Source organism: Streptomyces aurantiaciflavus, assembly GCF_049808595.1.
In the GTDB taxonomy this organism is placed as follows: domain Bacteria; phylum Actinomycetota; class Actinomycetes; order Streptomycetales; family Streptomycetaceae; genus Streptomyces.
In genome coordinates, this window is sequence record NZ_JBNCAQ010000014.1 from 182,315 (window position 1) to 199,186 (window position 16,872).

14 protein-coding genes and 1 pseudogene are annotated in these 16,872 nt (G+C 73.4%); 10 read left to right on the plus strand and 5 right to left on the minus strand.

The features are described 5' to 3' along the window. Positions 1-35: 35 nt before the first annotated feature. From ACPT94_RS19280 to ACPT94_RS19290, 3 genes are read right to left on the minus strand one after another with little or no spacing between them, the layout of a single operon-like run. Positions 36-1,637, minus strand: a complete 1,602-nt coding sequence (locus tag ACPT94_RS19280; RefSeq protein WP_360333280.1) for an FAD-dependent oxidoreductase — start codon at positions 1,635-1,637, stop codon at positions 36-38. After that, a complete protein-coding gene (locus ACPT94_RS19285; protein WP_425246392.1) occupies positions 1,634-2,365 on the minus strand; it encodes a methyltransferase domain-containing protein in 732 nt (243 codons plus the stop codon). The genes ACPT94_RS19280 and ACPT94_RS19285 overlap by 4 nt, the downstream gene beginning before the upstream one ends. Positions 2,366-2,407: 42 nt before the next feature. Further along, complete coding sequence (locus ACPT94_RS19290) at positions 2,408-3,604, minus strand: lycopene cyclase family protein (RefSeq protein ID WP_425246393.1); 1,197 nt, start codon at positions 3,602-3,604, stop codon at positions 2,408-2,410. A gap of 654 nt (positions 3,605-4,258) precedes the next feature. Here ACPT94_RS19290 and ACPT94_RS19295 point away from each other — a divergent pair. The 9 genes and pseudogenes from ACPT94_RS19295 (at position 4,259) to ACPT94_RS19335 (ending at position 12,639) form a co-directional block, all read left to right on the plus strand. Further along, entirely contained in the window at positions 4,259-5,491 is a 1,233-nt protein-coding gene (locus ACPT94_RS19295; protein ID WP_425246394.1) for a polyprenyl synthetase family protein, read from the plus strand. Then, positions 5,491-7,131 carry a phytoene desaturase family protein gene (gene crtI / locus ACPT94_RS19300; protein ID WP_425246395.1) on the plus strand — a complete coding sequence of 547 codons (1,641 nt, stop codon included), beginning with the start codon at positions 5,491-5,493 and terminating at the stop codon, positions 7,129-7,131. Before ACPT94_RS19295 ends, crtI begins: the two co-directional genes overlap by 1 nt. Then, entirely contained in the window at positions 7,128-8,132 is a 1,005-nt protein-coding gene (locus tag ACPT94_RS19305; protein ID WP_360333295.1) for a phytoene/squalene synthase family protein, read from the plus strand. Before crtI ends, ACPT94_RS19305 begins: the two co-directional genes overlap by 4 nt. Continuing rightward, positions 8,129-9,145: pseudogene (locus ACPT94_RS19310) on the plus strand (Rieske (2Fe-2S) protein); the annotation flags it as partial. The gene ACPT94_RS19305 and the pseudogene ACPT94_RS19310, both read left to right, overlap by 4 nt. Positions 9,146-9,163: 18 nt before the next feature. Beyond that, the gene (locus ACPT94_RS19315; RefSeq protein WP_425246410.1) at positions 9,164-9,436 is read left to right on the plus strand and encodes a hypervirulence associated TUDOR domain-containing protein; all 273 of its coding nucleotides are present in this window, start codon (positions 9,164-9,166) and stop codon (positions 9,434-9,436) included. Continuing rightward, complete coding sequence (locus ACPT94_RS19320; RefSeq protein WP_360333298.1) at positions 9,436-9,924, plus strand: MSMEG_6728 family protein; 489 nt, start codon at positions 9,436-9,438, stop codon at positions 9,922-9,924. The genes ACPT94_RS19315 and ACPT94_RS19320 overlap by 1 nt, the downstream gene beginning before the upstream one ends. Positions 9,925-9,998: 74 nt before the next feature. Next, positions 9,999-10,859 carry an oxygenase MpaB family protein gene (locus ACPT94_RS19325; RefSeq protein ID WP_425246396.1) on the plus strand — a complete coding sequence of 287 codons (861 nt, stop codon included), beginning with the start codon at positions 9,999-10,001 and terminating at the stop codon, positions 10,857-10,859. A 572-nt stretch (positions 10,860-11,431) separates the two neighbouring features. After that, complete coding sequence (locus ACPT94_RS19330) at positions 11,432-12,088, plus strand: glyoxalase (RefSeq protein WP_360333303.1); 657 nt, start codon at positions 11,432-11,434, stop codon at positions 12,086-12,088. A gap of 59 nt (positions 12,089-12,147) precedes the next feature. Beyond that, positions 12,148-12,639, plus strand: coding sequence for an iron chaperone (locus ACPT94_RS19335; protein ID WP_360333305.1), 492 nt, complete (start codon positions 12,148-12,150; stop codon positions 12,637-12,639). An 82-nt stretch (positions 12,640-12,721) separates the two neighbouring features. On the opposite strand, the gene ACPT94_RS19340 is transcribed toward ACPT94_RS19335, so the two are convergent. Next, complete coding sequence (locus tag ACPT94_RS19340; protein WP_425246397.1) at positions 12,722-13,288, minus strand: DUF488 domain-containing protein; 567 nt, start codon at positions 13,286-13,288, stop codon at positions 12,722-12,724. Positions 13,289-13,550: 262 nt separating this feature from the next. Between ACPT94_RS19340 and ACPT94_RS19345 the strand changes: the two genes are divergently transcribed. Then, complete coding sequence (locus ACPT94_RS19345; RefSeq protein WP_425246398.1) at positions 13,551-15,302, plus strand: PP2C family protein-serine/threonine phosphatase; 1,752 nt, start codon at positions 13,551-13,553, stop codon at positions 15,300-15,302. A gap of 190 nt (positions 15,303-15,492) precedes the next feature. Here ACPT94_RS19345 and ACPT94_RS19350 read toward each other — a convergent pair whose 3' ends face one another. Continuing rightward, the gene (locus ACPT94_RS19350; RefSeq protein ID WP_425246399.1) at positions 15,493-16,791 is read right to left on the minus strand and encodes an MFS transporter; all 1,299 of its coding nucleotides are present in this window, start codon (positions 16,789-16,791) and stop codon (positions 15,493-15,495) included. Between the last annotated feature and the right edge of the window lie 81 nt (positions 16,792-16,872).

The window sequence follows — 16,872 nt, forward strand, 5'->3', positions numbered from 1 at the left end:
TACGGTCGGGTTCCGGACGTCGAAGTCGCCCCTCGTCACCCGAGCCCAGGCCGCGGCCGCTCCGCGCCGCTCCGACGCCCCTGCCGTCCGGGGCGGCGGCGTGCCGCCAGGGCGCGCAGCAGCGCGGACCGGCCGCGGTCGGGGACCGTCCATACAACCTCCCCGCGCACCCCCCACCGCTCCAGCAGGGCGTTGGCGGCGAGGAAGCCCGAGGTGGCCGCGCGTTCCATCAGGGCCACGGGCAGGTCGGTGCGGACCAGGTCGCCGGCGACGACGACGGCTGGGTCGGGAGTGCGCACCGTGGGACGGTGGGGGTACCCGGCGACGGGGAACAGGGGGCAGTCCGCCCGCCACTCGTGTCGTGCTGCGACGACTCGGGCCCGGCGCGTCTCCGGGTACACCCGGTGCAGCTGCTCGACGAGTTGCCGTTCGACGGTGTCGCGGTCGGTGGCCGGCGGCACGGCGTAGGCGTGGAGTTCGACGACCGAACCCCCGGTGCGCGCGGCCCACCGAGCTGCCTCGCCCTCCCACCGGGACAGGACGCTGACGTTGTCCAGCGCCCCGTAGCCGCTGGTGCCCAGGAAGCCGGGGCGGGTCGGGTCGACAGGGCCGTCCAGCCACAGCCGGGACACCAGGAACGGTGCGGCCGTGCGCAGCCGCGCGACCCGTTCGCGCCACGCGCTGTCGCCGAGCCGCGGGGAGCGGCTCACCACCGCCCGCAGACCACCGGTGTCCATGGCCAGCACCACGGCGTCGAAGAGCCGGGTGCCGGTCGCGTCCGCCACGAGGTGGCCGCCGTCCGGGCCGGGATGGAGGGCCTCGACGGGCGTGGCGGTGCGCAGCTCGGTGCCGTACCGCGCGAGGCGGTTCGCCAGCGGCTCCCACAGGGCCGCCGGGAACGGCTCGCGGGGCACGTCGAACAGCAGGCCCTCGCTCGAGCCGAGGAAGTAGATGTGGAACATCAGCGCCATCTCGGCCGCCGACAGCTCCCGGGGGTCGGCGAAGAAACTGCGGGAGAACACCTCGAAGGCCAGATGCCGCGCGGCCCGTGGGAAGCGCACGGCGTCCAGGAAGGCGTCGGCGCTCACCTCGTCGAGGTCCTCGTGCACCCGGCGGGTGCGGACGTCCAGCAGGGGCAGCGCGGCGCCGGCCCGCATGGACAGCAGGTCCCCGAGCCGGAACGTGGGGCTGAGCGCGGCGAAGCCGAGCGCGCTCCACGGGGGCGTGCGCGGCACGCGGCGGAAGCTGTCGCACAGACCGCTGCTGTGCCGGAGGGGATAGTCGGGCAGGCCGGTCAGCATGCCCAGCGCGGGATCCACCCGGCGCAGCAGCGCCCGCAGGTTGTAGTACTGCCGGAAGAAGGCGTGGAAGCCCCGGCTCATGGTGGCGCGAGTGCCGTCGGGCAGGGTGATCGGCCATCCCGCCACCCGGCCGCCGAGAAAAGGCTCGCGCTCGTACAGCACGACACGGACGCCCCGCTCCGCCAGCACCGTGGCCGCGGCGAGACCGGCGATGCCGCCGCCGATCACCGCGACGACCGGCGGATCGCCCGGGACCCGGTCCGTTCCCGGCCGGACGGGCACGGCCCGCGCCCGCCGGTCCCTGCCGGGCGGCCCGCCGCCGACCCGGCTGTTCACCGGGCACCGCCGGGGCACTCGGGCGGCCGCCGGGCGAGGAAGGTGTACGTGATGCCCGTCTGCCAGCCCGGCAGCGGCAGCACGCGGACCCGGTCGAATCCCGCCCGGCGCATCCGGTCGCCGAACGCCGGCGCGGTGTCGAACTCGGCGACACTGCGCCGCAGGTGGCGGTAGAGCCCGCCGTTGCCGGTGGCCGCGCCGAGCGGCAGGATGACGCCCCCGCAGACCGCGGACCATACCGCCCGGTCCACACGCCGCCCGCTGAGCGCGTACTCGTGCACCGCGAGCCGGCCCCCGGGCGCCAGCAGCTCCAGCACCGTGCGCAGGACCGCGTCGGGGTCGGCCAGGTTGCGGAACAGGTAGGCGGCGAAGACCGCGTCGAACGGGCCGCGCACGCCGGCCGTAACCAGGTCCTCCGCCGGGGCGTGGACGAAGCTCACCCGGGCCGGCCAGGTCTTGGCGGCGGCCCGGCGCAGCATGCCCGCCGAGGCGTCCACCCCGACGATCTCCGCCTGCGGCAGGGCGACGGCCAGGGCCGCGGTCGAGGCACCTGTGCCGCAGCCGAGGTCGAGCACCCGGTGCCCAGCCGCACCGGCCGCCACGGCGAGGCGCCGGGCGGATCTGCGTAGCTGCGCGTGGTAACCCGGGTTCAGCGTCACCAGGCGGTCGTAACTGCCGGCGCCGCGGTCGAACGCTTCGGCGAGCGCCGCATCGTGCAACAAGGTCATGAGGAACTCCTTGGCGCCGGGCCGTCCGCCCCGGCCGGTCGGTCACAGGGCGGGGGCGGGGCGGCGCGGCAACCACAACAGTTCCGCGGCCGTGCGCAGCATCGGCGCCACGGGGGCGTGCACGCCGACCGTGAGGTCCTCGTACAGCGGGGTGCGCCCGTCCAGGAACCGCAGCAGCCGCACCGTGGGGACGCGGTCGAACAGCCGGTAGAAGAAGTCGGCACCGTCGACGCGGCCGGTGTCCAGGGCGCGCAGGAGAACGGCGTCCATCATCAGGGCCCGCCTTCGATGGGGCGGCGGTGGAGCGGGACGGCGGCCCGCGCGGACGGCCCGGGCTACGGCCTCCGCCTGCCGCTGGATCGCGGCGAAGGTGTAGCCGGTGGAGGGACGCGTGCAGCCGCCGGCGACTCCGATGCGGAACACCGTACGTGCGGCTCGGTCGGTGAGCACGGCGTCGGTCATGGGGATCACTCCCTGTTCCGTCGCCTGGACCTGCACGGGGCCGGTGTCCAGCACATGGCGCGTGTAGTGCTCCAGCGCGGCGTCGTAGGCGTCGGCGGTCAGCGGTGCCGGGCCGAACTCGGTGTACTCGACCAGGGCGGTGTGCCGGCTGGTGGGCAGGACGTACCCGAAGGACAGCGCGCGCGCCGGCTGCGGGGTGCGGAAGTCCATCAGGTCGGCCACGTCCGGGTCGAACGCCGGCCGCCGGGTGCGGACGAACCAGCCGCGGAAGTGCTGAAGCAGGTGGGTGCGGGCGGCGGGCAGGCGGTGCGGTGGGCGGGAGTCGAACACCCAGCGGGCGGCCAGATCGACGCGGGCACCGGTGGCGTCCGTGGCGCGCACGCGCGTCGTGCCGTCGGGGCGGAGGGCCACGTCGTGGACGGTCGCGTGCAACCGCCGGATCCGCGGCCGCTGCGCGAGGTCGTGCGCCACCAGCGCCTCGAAGTCGTCGGAGCGGATCATCTTGTAGCGCAGGGGTGCGATGTTGCGCCGTACGGCGGTTCCGTGCCGGCTGTGGACGCGCAGCCACTCCCAGGAGGCCGTCACCGCGGAGTCGTAGCGGCCAGGGCCTGCTTCCCAGAAGCACCACGTCCGCCGCGGTGCCCGCAGGGGGCCGGCCGGCGCGTCGACCAGGACGACGGACACCGCCGGCCGCTGGGCCGTGTCCGTCGGCAACCGGTGGGCCAGGGAAAGCCCTGCGGCCCCGCCACCGACGATGACGATGTCCACCTCGACCACGCCCTCCTCCTCGGCTCCTCCTCCGCCCTCCGCCGGGCTCGCCCACTGCGGCGGAGTATTCCGGCCCGGATCCGATGGCGGATGCGCGCCACGCTGGTGCGCCTGGCGGCGCTCCCGCCGGGGGAGTGGTCGGCGGGGGCGGTTTCGGTGCCGGGACGGAGCAGTTCTGATGCGGGGGGAAGGTGCCGGGGCTGGCCCGCCCCGCCGACGGACGCACGCCACGCTGACCCGCCGCGCGATGCTGCCCGCCGATCGGGTGGCCGACAGGGGCATTCGGTGCCCGGCCCGCGGCAGACCGGCCTCGGCGGGGAAGGCATCGGCGCGTGCGGTTCGCAGGTCCTCGGCACGGGCGGACGGGACGCGGGCAGGCCCCGGCGTCCGGCAGCGCGGTACGGGGCGATCCCCGGCTGCCCCGACTCCGCCGGCGGGCGCGGTATGGAGACGCCCCCTCCGCGGGTACGGAGACGCTCCCTCCGGATGCCCCAAGGCCCGGGAAGCGCGGTGTGGGGCGCCCCCGGGTGCCCGCGCGCTCGGTGCCCCGCGCGCCGTGGCCTTCCCCGTGCGGTGCCCGGCGGTGCGTCCGAACCACTGCGCGCGGCCGAATCACCCCAGGAGGCCCCTTCGTGCGGGTCAGTACCGACGAGAGGAAGCGGGATGTGCACCAGCAACGCCCAGGACGCTCCGGACGGGACCCGGTGGCCGCCGCTCAGCCCTGCCGAGGGCCGGCCGGGGCCGCCCACCCCGCACCCGGCGGCCGTGGACGCCGACGTGCCGACCGCCGTCGGGCGCTGCCTGGAGCAGATCATCGACGAGCGCCTCGCCCACTGCACGTCGCTCGACACCGTCTTCGGTGAGGACCTGGCCGCCCGGCTCGGCGCCTTCACCCTGCACGGCGGCAAGCGGATCCGGCCGCAGCTGCTGTGGTGGTCCTTCCGCGCCGCAGGGGGCGAAGGCCGGCACACCGCGGCCGTACTGCGGATCGCGGCGGCCCTCGAACTGCTGCAGACCTGCGCGCTGGTGCACGACGACGTGATGGACGACTCCGCACTGCGCCGCGGCCGCCCCGCGCTGCACACCGACGTCGGCCGCCAGTACCCCGCGGCCGACCCCGACTTCGCCAAGGCCGCCGCGATCCTCGTCGGCGACCTGGCGTTGGCCTGGGCGGACGACGTCGTCGCCGGTACGGCTCTGCCGACGCCGGTCGCCGACGCCGTACAGGAGATCTGGCGGGTCATGCGCACCGAGATGGTGGCCGGGCAGTACCTGGACCTGCACGGCCAGGCGACCGCGGTGTCCTCTCCGGCCCGTGCCGTGCGGATCGCCTGTCTGAAGAGCGCGCTGTACTCGGTGGAACGGCCGATGGTGCTCGGCGCCGTGCTCGCCGGGGCCGACCCGCGGACCGTCCGGATCCTTTCGGCGGCCGGACGCTGCGCGGGCATCGCCTTCCAGCTCCGGGACGACCTCCACGGAGTGTTCGGCGCACCGCACACCACCGGCAAGCCCTCGGGCGACGACATCCGGCAGGGCAAACCGACCTACCTGGTCGCCGTGGCCCGGGCCAGGGCCGGGGCGAGCGGCGACACCGAGGCGCTGGCCGTGCTGGACGGGTGTGTGGGCGCCGGCCGGCTGACCGAGGGCCGGCTCGCCGAGGTACGGCGGGTGCTGGAGCGCACCGGAGGCCGCCAGGTGGTGGAACGCCGGGCGGAGCGGCTCGGCACCCGCAGCGTGCGGCGGCTGGTGGACGCCGCTCTGCGCGAGCCTGCCGCCGGGCGGCTGCGGGAGCTGCTGGGGGCGGCGGCCGGCTGTCTGCCCGAGCCGCAGGCCGGCCCGCACGCCCGCGCAGCCGACAACGGGGGCGGATCCCTGGGCGCCGGGCGGGGACAGTGATGAAGACGGTGCGCGGTCGAACGGACCACGTCGTGGTGGTGGGCGCGGGCCTGTCGGGCCTGTCTGCGGCCCTGCATTTGTTGGGCTCCGGTCGGCGCGTGACCGTCGTCGAGCGGGACGGCATGCCTGGCGGCCGGGCCGGACGAGCAGAGATCGGCGGCTACCGCATCGACACCGGACCGACCGTGCTGACGATGCCGCAGCTGGCCGACGAAGCGTTCGCGGCGGTCGGCGAGCGCCTCGCCGACCGCGTCGACCTCATCCCCCTGCACCCCGCCTACCGAGCCTGCTTCGCCGACGGAAGCACCCTGGACGTGCACACCGACGCCGCCGCGATGGAGGCGGAGGTCGAGCGGTTCGCCGGAGCCCGGGAAGCGGCCGGCTACCGGCGGCTGCGCGCCTGGCTCCAACGGCTGTACGCGGTGCAGATGCGCCGGTTCATCGACGTCAACTTCGACTCCCCGCTGGGCCTGCTGACGCCCGACCTGGCGCGCCTCGCCGCCTTGGGCGGCTTCGGCCGGCTGGACGCGCGCATCGCACGGTTCCTGACCGACGAGCGCCTGCGGCGGGTGTTCTCCTTCCAGGCCCTGTACGCCGGTGTCGCACCGGAACGTGCCCTGGCCGCCTACGCCGTCATCGCGTACATGGACACCGTGGCCGGCGTGTACTTCCCGCGCGGCGGGATGCACGCGCTGCCCCGTGCCATGGCCGCCGCTGCCGCCGACGCCGGCGCCGAGCTGCGCTTCGGACACGAGGTCACGCGGCTGGAGAAGTCGGGCGGCCGGGTCACGGCGGTCCACACGGCGCACGCACGCATCCCGTGCGACGCCGTGGTCCTGACCCCCGACCTGCCCGTCGCCCACCGGCTGCTGGGTCGCCGACCGCGTCGCCCGGTCCCCCTGCGCTACGCACCGTCGGCGGTCGTCCTGCACGCCGGAACCACCCGTACCTGGCCTCACCTCGCCCATCACACGCTGTCCTTCGGTGCCGCGTGGCAGCGCACCTTCGAGGAACTGACCGAGACCGGCTGCCTGATGACCGACCCGTCCCTGCTGATCACCCGGCCCACCACCGGCGATCCCGGCCTCGCGCCCGAGGGACGACATCTGCACTACGTCCTGGCGCCGTGCCCCAACACCGAGGTCGGGATGCCCGCCGCGTCCTGGGACGGGCTCGCTCCCCGCTACCGCGACAGCCTCCTGGCCACTCTGGAATGCCGGGGGATGACCGGTATCGCCGCCGCCATCGAAGCGGAGTGCCTGGTGACACCCGCCGATTGGACCCAGCAGGGCCATGCGGCGGGCACGCCCTTCTCGGCCGCCCACACCTTCGCCCAGACCGGCCCGTTCCGCCCTCGCAACCTGGTGCGCGGCGTCGACAACGTCGTGCTGGCCGGCTGCGGCACCACCCCCGGCGTCGGCGTACCGACCGTGCTGATCTCCGGCAGGCTGGCCGCGGCACGGATCACCGGATCCCCGTCCCCGCGCCGCAGGCCGGCACGCGCCGCGGACGTGCGGGGCGACAACCGACGAGCTAACCCGAAGGGCGAGGACCGACGAGCCACCGCAAAAGGCGGGGACCGACGAGCCACCGCGAAGGACGGGGGATCGATGAGCCACCGCGAAGGTGAGGACCGATGAGCCACCGGGAACTCGACGCCGCCGGCATCACCGACCCGGCTCTGCGCGCCGCCTACGAGCGGTGCCGGCGGCTCAACGCCCGCCACGGCCGTACCTACTTCCTGGCCACCCGGCTGCTGCCCGCGGCGCGCAGGCCGGCCGTGCACGCGCTGTACGGCTTCGCCCGCTGGGCCGACGACATCGTCGACGACCTCGGCGCGCCGGCCACGCCCGCGCAGCGCGCGGCAGCCCTGGACCGGCTGGAGGCACGGCTGCGGCGAGCGCTCGACGGCTCCCCGCCGGCCGGTGAACCGGTGGTCCTCGCCGTCGCCGACACCGCCGCCCGCCACGCCATCGACCCGGCCCACTTCACCGACTTCATGGCGTCGATGCGCAGCGATCTCACCGTCGGCGCGTACGCCACCTACGACGACCTGTGTCACTACATGCACGGCTCCGCCGCGGTCATCGGACTGCAGATGCTGCCGGTGCTGGGCACCGTCGTTCCCCGGGCCGAGGCGGAGCCGCACGCGGCCGCCCTGGGCGTGGCCTTCCAGCTGACCAACTTCCTGCGCGACGTCGGTGAGGACCTGGACCGCGGCCGCGTCTACCTGCCCGAGGACCTGCTCGCCGCGCACGGCGTCGACCGGGACCTGCTGCGCTGGAGCAGGAGCACCGGGCGCCGGGACCGGCGCATCACGGCCGCGCTGCGGGCCGGGGAGGAGATGACCCGGGCCGTCTACCGGCAGGCCGCACCCGGCCTGGCCATGCTGGAGCCGGTGGCGCGGCCCTGCATCCGGGCCGCCTATGTGCTCTACGGGAGCATCCTCGACGCCATCGCCGACGACGGGTACGCGGTACTGCACCGGCGCGCGGTGGTCTCCCGGCGCCGGCGCGCGGCCGTCGCCGCAGACGGGCTCACCCGGCTCGCGGCGGCCCGACTCGCCACGCGCCGCCACGGCAGGTCCGCCCCCGTCGCCACGACCAGTTCCTGCCCGATCCCCGCCGAGGAGCCCGGATGAGCCCCGACCCGAGCCCGCGCAGGGCCCGCTACCCGCTGCGTCTGCGCCGCCGCCCGGTGCGCTGGGAACGCCAGGTGCCCACCTGGCGACAGGCTCGGCCCGCCGTGATCGCGGGAGCACTCGAGCGCGCCCTGGCCCGCCCGTCGGGCAACTGGTTCGTGGTGGGCGCCACCGCGGACGTCACGTCCACCCGCCCGCTGTCGGGCACCATCGCGGGCACCGAGGTCGTCGTCTGGCGCGACGCGCGCGGGCGCCTGGTGGGCGGCCCCGGGCAGTGCCCCCATCTGGGCGCGCCGCTGGCGGACAGCCCGGTACGCTGCGGCACCCTGATGTGCCACTGGCACGGTCTGTCCCTCGACGGATCGGCGTACGCCGGCTGGGAGCCGTTGCCCGTCCACGACGACGGCGTGCTGGTGTGGGTGAGGCTGGACGCGGTCGGCGGTGAAGAGCCCACGCGCGCTCCGGTGGTGCCGGTCAGGCCCGCGCTGGCCGCATCCGTGCAGGCGGTCTGGACGGGCGTGGGGACCTGTGAGCCGAGGGACGTCGTGGCGAACCGCCTCGACCCGTGGCACGGCGCGTGGTTCCACCCGTACTCGTTCGTGGACCTCACCGTCGTCCGGACCCCCGCTGACGGGGAGGACGGCGTGGATGGCGTGGACGGCGACACCTTCGTCGTCGACGTCTCCTTCCGCCTCGCCCGGCGGATCGTCGTGCCGGTGCGGGCGGAGTTCACCGCCCCCGAGCCGCGCACGGTGCTCATGCGCATCACCGACGGTGAGGGAGCCGGGTCGGTGGTGGAGACCCACGCCACCCCTCTCGGCCCGGACGAACTGGGCCGACCGCGCACCGCCGTGGTGGAGGCCGTCGTCGCCACCTCGGAGCGGCCTGGCTTCGCCCTGGCCCGCGCCCTGGCCCCGGCCCTGCGCCCTCTGATGCGCACGGCGGCGGGCCGCCTGTGGCGCGACGACCTCGCCTACGCCGATCGACTCCGCGACTTGCGGGAACGCGGGAGGAAAGAGAGAGGGACCACGATGGCGAAGAACACGAAGAACACGAAGAAGACGAACGAGACAGGCAACGGCGACGGCGAGAAATTCGCCGAGGGCGACGAAGTCACCTGGAACAGCCACGGCAGCACCACGGAAGGCGCGGTCGAGCGGGAGATCACCCGCCGCACCGAGGCCGCAGGCCGCACCGTGGACGCCTCTCCGGAGGATCCGCAGTACGAGGTGCGCAGCGCCAAGTCCGGCAAGTCGGCCGTCCACAAGCCGTCCGCGCTGCGCAAGAAGCGCCCCGGTCACTGATGCAGACGTTCCTGCCCCACCCCGACTTCCGGCAGACGGCCCTGCTCCTGGACCGGCGCCGACTGGGCAAGCAGCGGGTCGAGGCACTGCAGGTCCTGCGCGGCCTGACCGTCCCCGGCTACGGATGGCGCCGGCACCCGGCCGTACGGATGTGGACCGGGTACGAGGAGGCACTCGTGCGGTACGGCCTGGAGATCTGCCGGGCCTGGCGGGAGCAGGGACACCAGGACAGCTGCGCCGCCTCCCTGGTCGCCGGGCTGGCCGCGCACCGGCCGGGCGCTCCGGTGCGTGACCAGGCGGAGCTGGCGGCCGCCGGTGAGCTGCCGCCCTGGCTCGGCGACGAGGCCTTCCACGAAAGCCACCGCTCGGCACTCGTCCGCAAGGACCGGAACCTGTACGCCGGTCTGTTTCCCGGAGTGCCCGACGACCTGCCCTATGTGTGGCCGACATCCGACCGTGAGTCACGGCACGAGCCCACCGGCGGGTGAACCGCGCCGCCGTGCCCACGGGCGTGCGGGCATGCCGGACACTGGCAGCACCAGAGGCAGAGGGGAGGCCGACCGTGCTGACCGTACTCCGTGAACAGCTGGGCCAGGCCCTGTTCCGCCGCGTCGCGGGCCCCGACGGACCGGCGACGCGTGCCCGCATCCACCACACCCCCGGCCCGCGCTGGTTCGGACCGGACCGTCCGATCCGCACGGTCCACGGTGACGCCTCGATGTTCATCGGCGGGCTGAGCGCACTGCTGCTGCAGTCCCTGCATCCGCTCGCCATGGCGGCGGTGGCCGGGCACTCCGGTTACCGCGGCGACCCGTGGGGCCGGCTGCAGCGCACCAGCACCTTCCTGGCCGTGACGACCTACGGCACCGCCGCGGAGGCCCAGCAGGCGGTCAACCGTGTCCGCGGCATCCACGAACGGATCCGCGGGACGACGGCCGAGGGCATGCCGTACCACGCGGCCGATCCGCACCTGCTCGGCTGGGTGCACGCCGCCGAGACGGACAGCTTCCTGCGCGCCCACGCACGCTACGGAGCCCGCCCGCTGGACGCCGCCGGCTACGACGCCTACGTCGCCGACACCGCGCGCGTCGCCGAGGCCCTGGGGGTGAGCGACCCGCCGCGCGACCGCCGCGAGCTGTCCGAGCGCCTGACCGCCTACCGGCCCGAACTACGGGCCATACCCGAGGCCCGGGCCGCCGCCCGCTTCCTGCTGCTGCAGCCGCCCCTTCCCCTCGCGGTACGCCCCTTCTACGGCGCCCTGGCCGCGAACGCCGTCGCCCTGCTCCCGCCCTGGGCCCGCGGCATGCTGTGGCTGCCCCGTGTACCGGTCGTCGAAGACCTCGCCGTGCGCCCCACAGGACAGGCCCTGACCCGGACCATCCGCTGGGCGATGGCCCCACAGCGGCAGTCCCCGTCGGCGTGAGCGGCTGCACAGCGGCCCCGCAGCCACACGACTCGGGGATGCCCGCGAACAGAGGCCGCACGCCCTGGTACACCGCCACGTCCCCGGCGCCGCGATGAGCCGGCGCCACACCGGCCGGTCACCCGACTGACCAGAAGGAACCTGCTCCAGAGCCTGCGTCCGGTCAACCGCCTACGCCGGGCCACTCCCACGTGTGGGTACTGAACCACCAAGCGACAACATCGACGAAGACCAGTACGAAGAGGCTCACCAACAGTACGCAGCCGCACACGACAGGCAGGACCCACGCCCGCGGACCCCGGCCATCGAGGTCCGGTCGGCGTGACGGTGCTTTAGCGGTCGAACCCGGCCGTGACGGAAGACGTGAGTCCGCCATGACTTCATCGTCTGCCCCCATCCTGCGCGCTGCACCTTCAGGCAGCGCTGTCCACCGAGCAAGGGGAGGCGATCGGACCGACGAGGACGTCGCCCAGCCCCACCACTTCGACTGATCCCGAAGGCCGGGCAGCGAAGCAAGCGACAAGACCGGTCAGGAATCGAGAAGCCCCGGCGGCCGAGCGGCCCATAGCGTGATGGTCATGGAAACCACCGCGTCCGACACGTCCATCGCATCGGTCACCCTCGAGGTGGCAGACCCCGGGACAAGCCACCGCTTCTACGCTGCCTTCGGAGTGGACACGTACATACGCCTGCGGGCGTCCGAGGCCCACTCCACCGGATTCCGTGGCTTCGCCCTGGCGCTCACGGTGTCCCGGCCGGCCACCGTCGACGGCTTCCTCGGCGCCGCCGTGGACGCCGGCGCCACGGTGCTGAAGCCCGCCGCCAGGTCGCTGTGGGGCTACGGCGGCGTCGTCCAGGCGCCGGACGGGACGATCTGGAAGATCGCGACCTCGGCGAAGAAGGACGCCGGCCCGGCCACCCGCGAGATCGACGAGATCGTCCTCCTGCTCGGCGTCGAGAACGTGAAGGCCGGCAAGCAGTTCTACATCGGCCGTGGCCTGACCGTGGCCAGGAGCTTCGGCGGCAAGTACACCGAGTTCACCTCCGGCCCGTCCAGCCCCGTGAAACTGGCCCTGTACAAGCGCCGCGCCCTGGCCAAGGACCTCGGCGTCCCCGCCGACGGCACAGGCTCGCCCCGCATCGTCCTCGGCAGCACCGCCGGCTCCTTCACCGACCCGGACGGATTCCCCTGGGAAGCCGCCGCGTCACTCAACCCCACGCCGTCCTGACTCGCGGACCCGCACTCCCGCCCCGACCTGCCGCATCCCTGTCACGAGAGGAAACCGCCATGCCGCACACGAAGTCGTCCGCATCGTCCGCCGAGAACTCCGGCGCGACCGCCGAGCAGTACAACGGATTCACCGCCGAGGAGCGGGCCGCGATGAAGGAGCACGCGCAGGAGCAGAAGAAGGCGGCGGCGCGGCGCGGTTCGCAGGCGGAGAAGGAGGCGGCAGCGGAGCGGGACGTGCTCGCGAAGATCGCCGAGATGCCGGAAGCCGACCGCCTCCTCGCCGAGCGGATCCACGACATCATCAGGACGGCCGCTCCCGACCTCACGCCCAAGCTCTGGTACGGCATGCCCGCGTACGCCAGGAACGGCAAGGTCATCTGCCACTTCCAGAGCGCGCAGAAGTTCAAGTCGAGGTATGCCACGCTCGGCTTCAGCGACCAGGCGGCACTCGACGACGGCGCCGTGTGGCCGACCGCCTACGCCGTGAAGGAGCTGACCGCAGCCGACGAACAGCGCATCAGCGCGCTCGTCAAGAAGGCGGTGGGCTGAGGCCGGACGGGCCGGAACAGGCAGCGGGAGTCACCGGCCGGTGCGGGTACGGCCATGGAGCCGGAGCCCCCTGTGGTGTCCTTCAGGATGTGGTGGGTGGTGGGCCTGGCGGATGTGCCGCGGCCAGGTCGTCGTAGACCAGCAGACCGTCCTCGCGCAGCCGCACGCCCGGCGTCGGGACGTGGAGGTGCCACCGTCCGTCGTGCATCAGGTGGTGGACCGGCACGCCTCGCGCGAGGGCGGCGAAGTCGGCGATCAGTCGACGATGGCAGCGCCACCAGACCGATTCGCTGCACATCACCGCTGTACGAGCCTTGATGGCCTCGTCCAGCAGGCGTTCCATGGCGGCGACGAAGCCCGGCGTCCTGGTGTGTGCGGCGTAACCGCGAAAGGACGCGTTGCGCCAGACGACGTCCGGGCTGTCCGGAGGCGGTTTGCGGTACCCACCCAGGTCGGGCTCCCACCGGTAGGCGATCCCTTGTGCGGGCATCCATACGGCGAGCCGCTGCCGGGCCAGGTCGGGATCGCGACGGCTGCCCGGGGCGATGCGCACGTCGACGACGGCGGTGACGCCGGCGCCTCGAAGCAGCTGCACGATCTGTTCACGGTCGGCGGTGCCGTGCCCGAAGGTGATCAGTAGCGGTTCCATGTCCCTCCACGGTGAGCAGCCGCGGACGAGGTCGCGCTGCTTCGTCCTTTCGACACGGACTCACCGGGATCTGATGCCTTCTGTCCTGATACCCAAGCCGGTCGGCGGACGCGCGGTTCGACGGCCGGCGGGTGAAACGGCGGTGAGGTCCCAGCCGGGTCAGGCGGCTGGTTTCCACGCGAGGGGGCATACGGCAAGCACGCAGGGCAGCATACGTACAGGCAGCCGACCGGCGGCGGCTGATCAGCAAGGAGGCGGCGACATGGCGAGGCCGGAGCGTCCGGACGACCTCGGTGAGCGGTGCACGGCAGCACCCCCAGCCGCGCTCCTCGGGGCACTGGAAGCCATCGGGGCCGGAGCCTACGTCGTCGACGATCAGGGCTGCATCCTTGCTGTGAACACCCGCGCGGAAGAACTGCTCGGCCGACCCGCCGACGATCTCCTCGGCCATGACGCGCATGACCTGCTGCACCGAGACGCCCACGGCCAGCCACTGCCGAGGACGCAGTGCAGCATGCGGCAGGCTTTCCACGCCCGGCGCACCGCGCAGGCCGCCGAGGACCACTTCGCACGCGCAGACGGCTCCGTGCTGCCCATCTCATGGCTGATCACCCCGTACGACACCGTTGGCGCCGAGGCCGCCACGCTCGTTGTCTTCCACAGCCCCACGCATGGGCAGGACGCCGGCCCGCAGCCGGAGCCGGCGGCGGAGCCGCTGTCGGAACTCGAACGGCTTGCGCTGCTGGCCGAGACCACCACTCAGCTGACCTCCACCCTCGACGTCGAGGAGGCGCTGCGCCGGCTGGTGGCCCTGGTGGTGCCCCGGCTGGCGGACTGGGCCGTCATCGATCTGATCGCCGAACGCGACGAGGTATGGCGCACCATCGTCGTCCAGGCCGACGGAGACACCCTGACGCGCCACGACGATCTCCAGGGGCCGATGCCGCCGGTTCCGGAGGAATCCCCGATGCCCCTGTCACGGGCCCTGCGCGGCGTCGCCTCCACCCTGGCCGGGCCGGAGACCTACCAGCAGCCACCGGACTCCGGCATCGCGGTCGAGCAGCGCCGGCTGTTCGACGCCACCGGCATCCACTCCGCCGCGATCGCGCCCATCCGCAGCACCCGCGAAGTCCTCGGGGCCCTGACCCTGGGCCGTGCCGAGAGACCGGGGAACTTCACCACCGCCGATCTTCCCCTGCTGGAGGACATCGCCCGCCGCGCCGGCCTCGCCCTCGACAACGCCCGCCTCTACCAGCGCCAGCGCAAGGTCGCCGAGACCATGCAGAACCACCTGCTGCCGCAGATGCCACTCGTGCCCGGCCTGCAGATGACCGTCCGCTACCTTCCCGCCCCTGATGCCTCGCAGGTCGGCGGCGACTGGTACGACGCCTTCCCCTTGTCCGACGGATCCACCGCGCTGGCCGTCGGCGACGTCGTCGGCCATGACCTGGAGGCAGCGGCCGGCATGGCCCAGATCCGCAACATGCTCCGCGCCTACGCCTGGTCCCAGCAAGAACCCCCCAGCCGCATCGTCGAACGGCTCGACGAGGCGATCCAGCACATCACCGACGTCACCATGGCGACCCTGGTCCTCGGCCGGATCCAACCGGCGGAGGACGGTCACTGGCAGCTGTCCTGGACCAACGCCGGCCACCCACCACCCCTGCTGATCAGCCGGGACGGCCTGGCCCACTACCTCACCGACGGCCACGGCATCCTCCTGGGCACCGGAGCACTCAGGCCTCGCGCTGACGCCACCGCCCTGCTGCCGCCCGAATCCACCCTGGTCCTGTACACCGACGGCCTCATCGAAGCCCCCGGCCACACCCTCGACGAGGGCCTGGACCGACTACGCCAACACGCCGCCGCCCTCGCCCACCGCCCCCTCGCCTCCTTCACCGACCAACTCCTGCGCCGGGTCCGCCCTGCCGCCAACGACGACGACGTGGCTCTCCTCGTCCTTCGCACCCCAAGCCGGGCGATGCGGAGTGGGTCATGGCCGTCACGCTCGTAACGTCTCGGTGGTCGGGGCTGGGGCGACTCGGCGCTCGCCGGTGGACAGGCAGGCGGACACGCCGACACGGGTGGTGCACAGTCATGACCTTGGCCGGCCAAGGCCCGGCTTCAACACCGACTCAAGGCCACCGCGGTGAACTTCCACCGCCTCGACGCCTGGGGGACCGAGCCTCCGGATAGACAATGACCTATTCCTCTCCTTTTGTGGTGTTCAGTTCGATTCGGCGTAGGGACGGCAGGAGCAGGGGCAGCAGCATGGCGGCTGCCACCAGGGCGCCCCCGGTGACTGCGACCGGCGCGGTGCCGAATGCCGCGGCCAGGACCGGGACGGACAGCTGGCCGACGGGGATCGACGCAAACGACCCGAACTCGTCGTAGGCGCCGACCCGGGAGCTCAGCCGTTCCGGAACATGGATGTGCCACACGGTCGACCACGCGACGGTGAAGAACTCCGCGGCCACCCCGGCAGCGAATGCCGCCGCAGCCAGCCAGAAGGTGTTTGCTCCGGTGCCGAGGAGGATCAGCGGGACGGCGGCCAGGGTCATCAAGGAGAGGGCCGGCGCCATGGGCCGCCGGACCGTCAGCTTCACCATCACCATGGTGGCGAGCAGTGCTCCGGCGCCGCGGGCGCTCAGCACCAGGCCCCATCCGTCGGCGCCGATCGTGCCGGCGGCGATCACCGGGCCGAGGATCTGCCACACCCCCATGTTGACGGCGTTCAGTACGGCGAAGGCCAGCGTCACCGACCAGATCCATGGTCGGGAGCTGAAGTAGTCCCAGCCTTGCCGCAGCTCGCCGAGCATCGTCGGACCGCCCTTGGCGCGGGGCGGGAGGTCGGGCAGTGACATCTGGGCGAAGCAGACGGCCGCCAGCAGGAAGGACACGGCGTCTGCGGCGATCGCCCAGCCGCCTCCGACGGAGACGGTCAGCAGGCCGGCGGCGCTCGGGCCGAGCAGCAGGGTGGTGTTCCTGGCGGAGGCGAGCAGGGAGTTGGCCTGCTGGATGCCGCGTCCGCTCGCCATCTGCGGGACGATGCCGCGCATCGTCGGTTTGGTCAGTGCCTGGAAGATGCCGTTGAGGGCGGAAAGCGGCAGGAGGAGTGCGGGGTGCTGGTGGGTGAGCAGGAGGGCCGCCACGCCGGCCTGGCTGATGCTTGCGCCCAAGCTGGTGAGGCTGAGCACGGTGTCGCGGCGGTAGCGGTCGGCGATGCCGCCTCCAAGGATCATGGTCGCGATCATTGGGACCATGGAGGCGGTGAGGACCGCGGACAGCCAGGCGGCGCTGTCGGTGACCTCCAGGACGCCGAAGGCCAGCGCGACGGGCGACATGGCGCTGCCGGTCATGCTGATTGACCAGCCGGCGAAGAACCACCGGAAGGTGAGGGAACGGAACGGCTGCCCGGACGCGAGGCTGGTGCTGGACGACCGTGTCGCATCAGTTTGGGGGAGTTCGGGATCCTGATTTCCAGGCGCGTCTGTTTCAGGCACAAGGGGCGACGTTGCCAGCGCGTGCAGGATTCATCAAGCGATTTCCCGAGGGGGCAACCGCCGCCGGATGCCTCCCCGAAC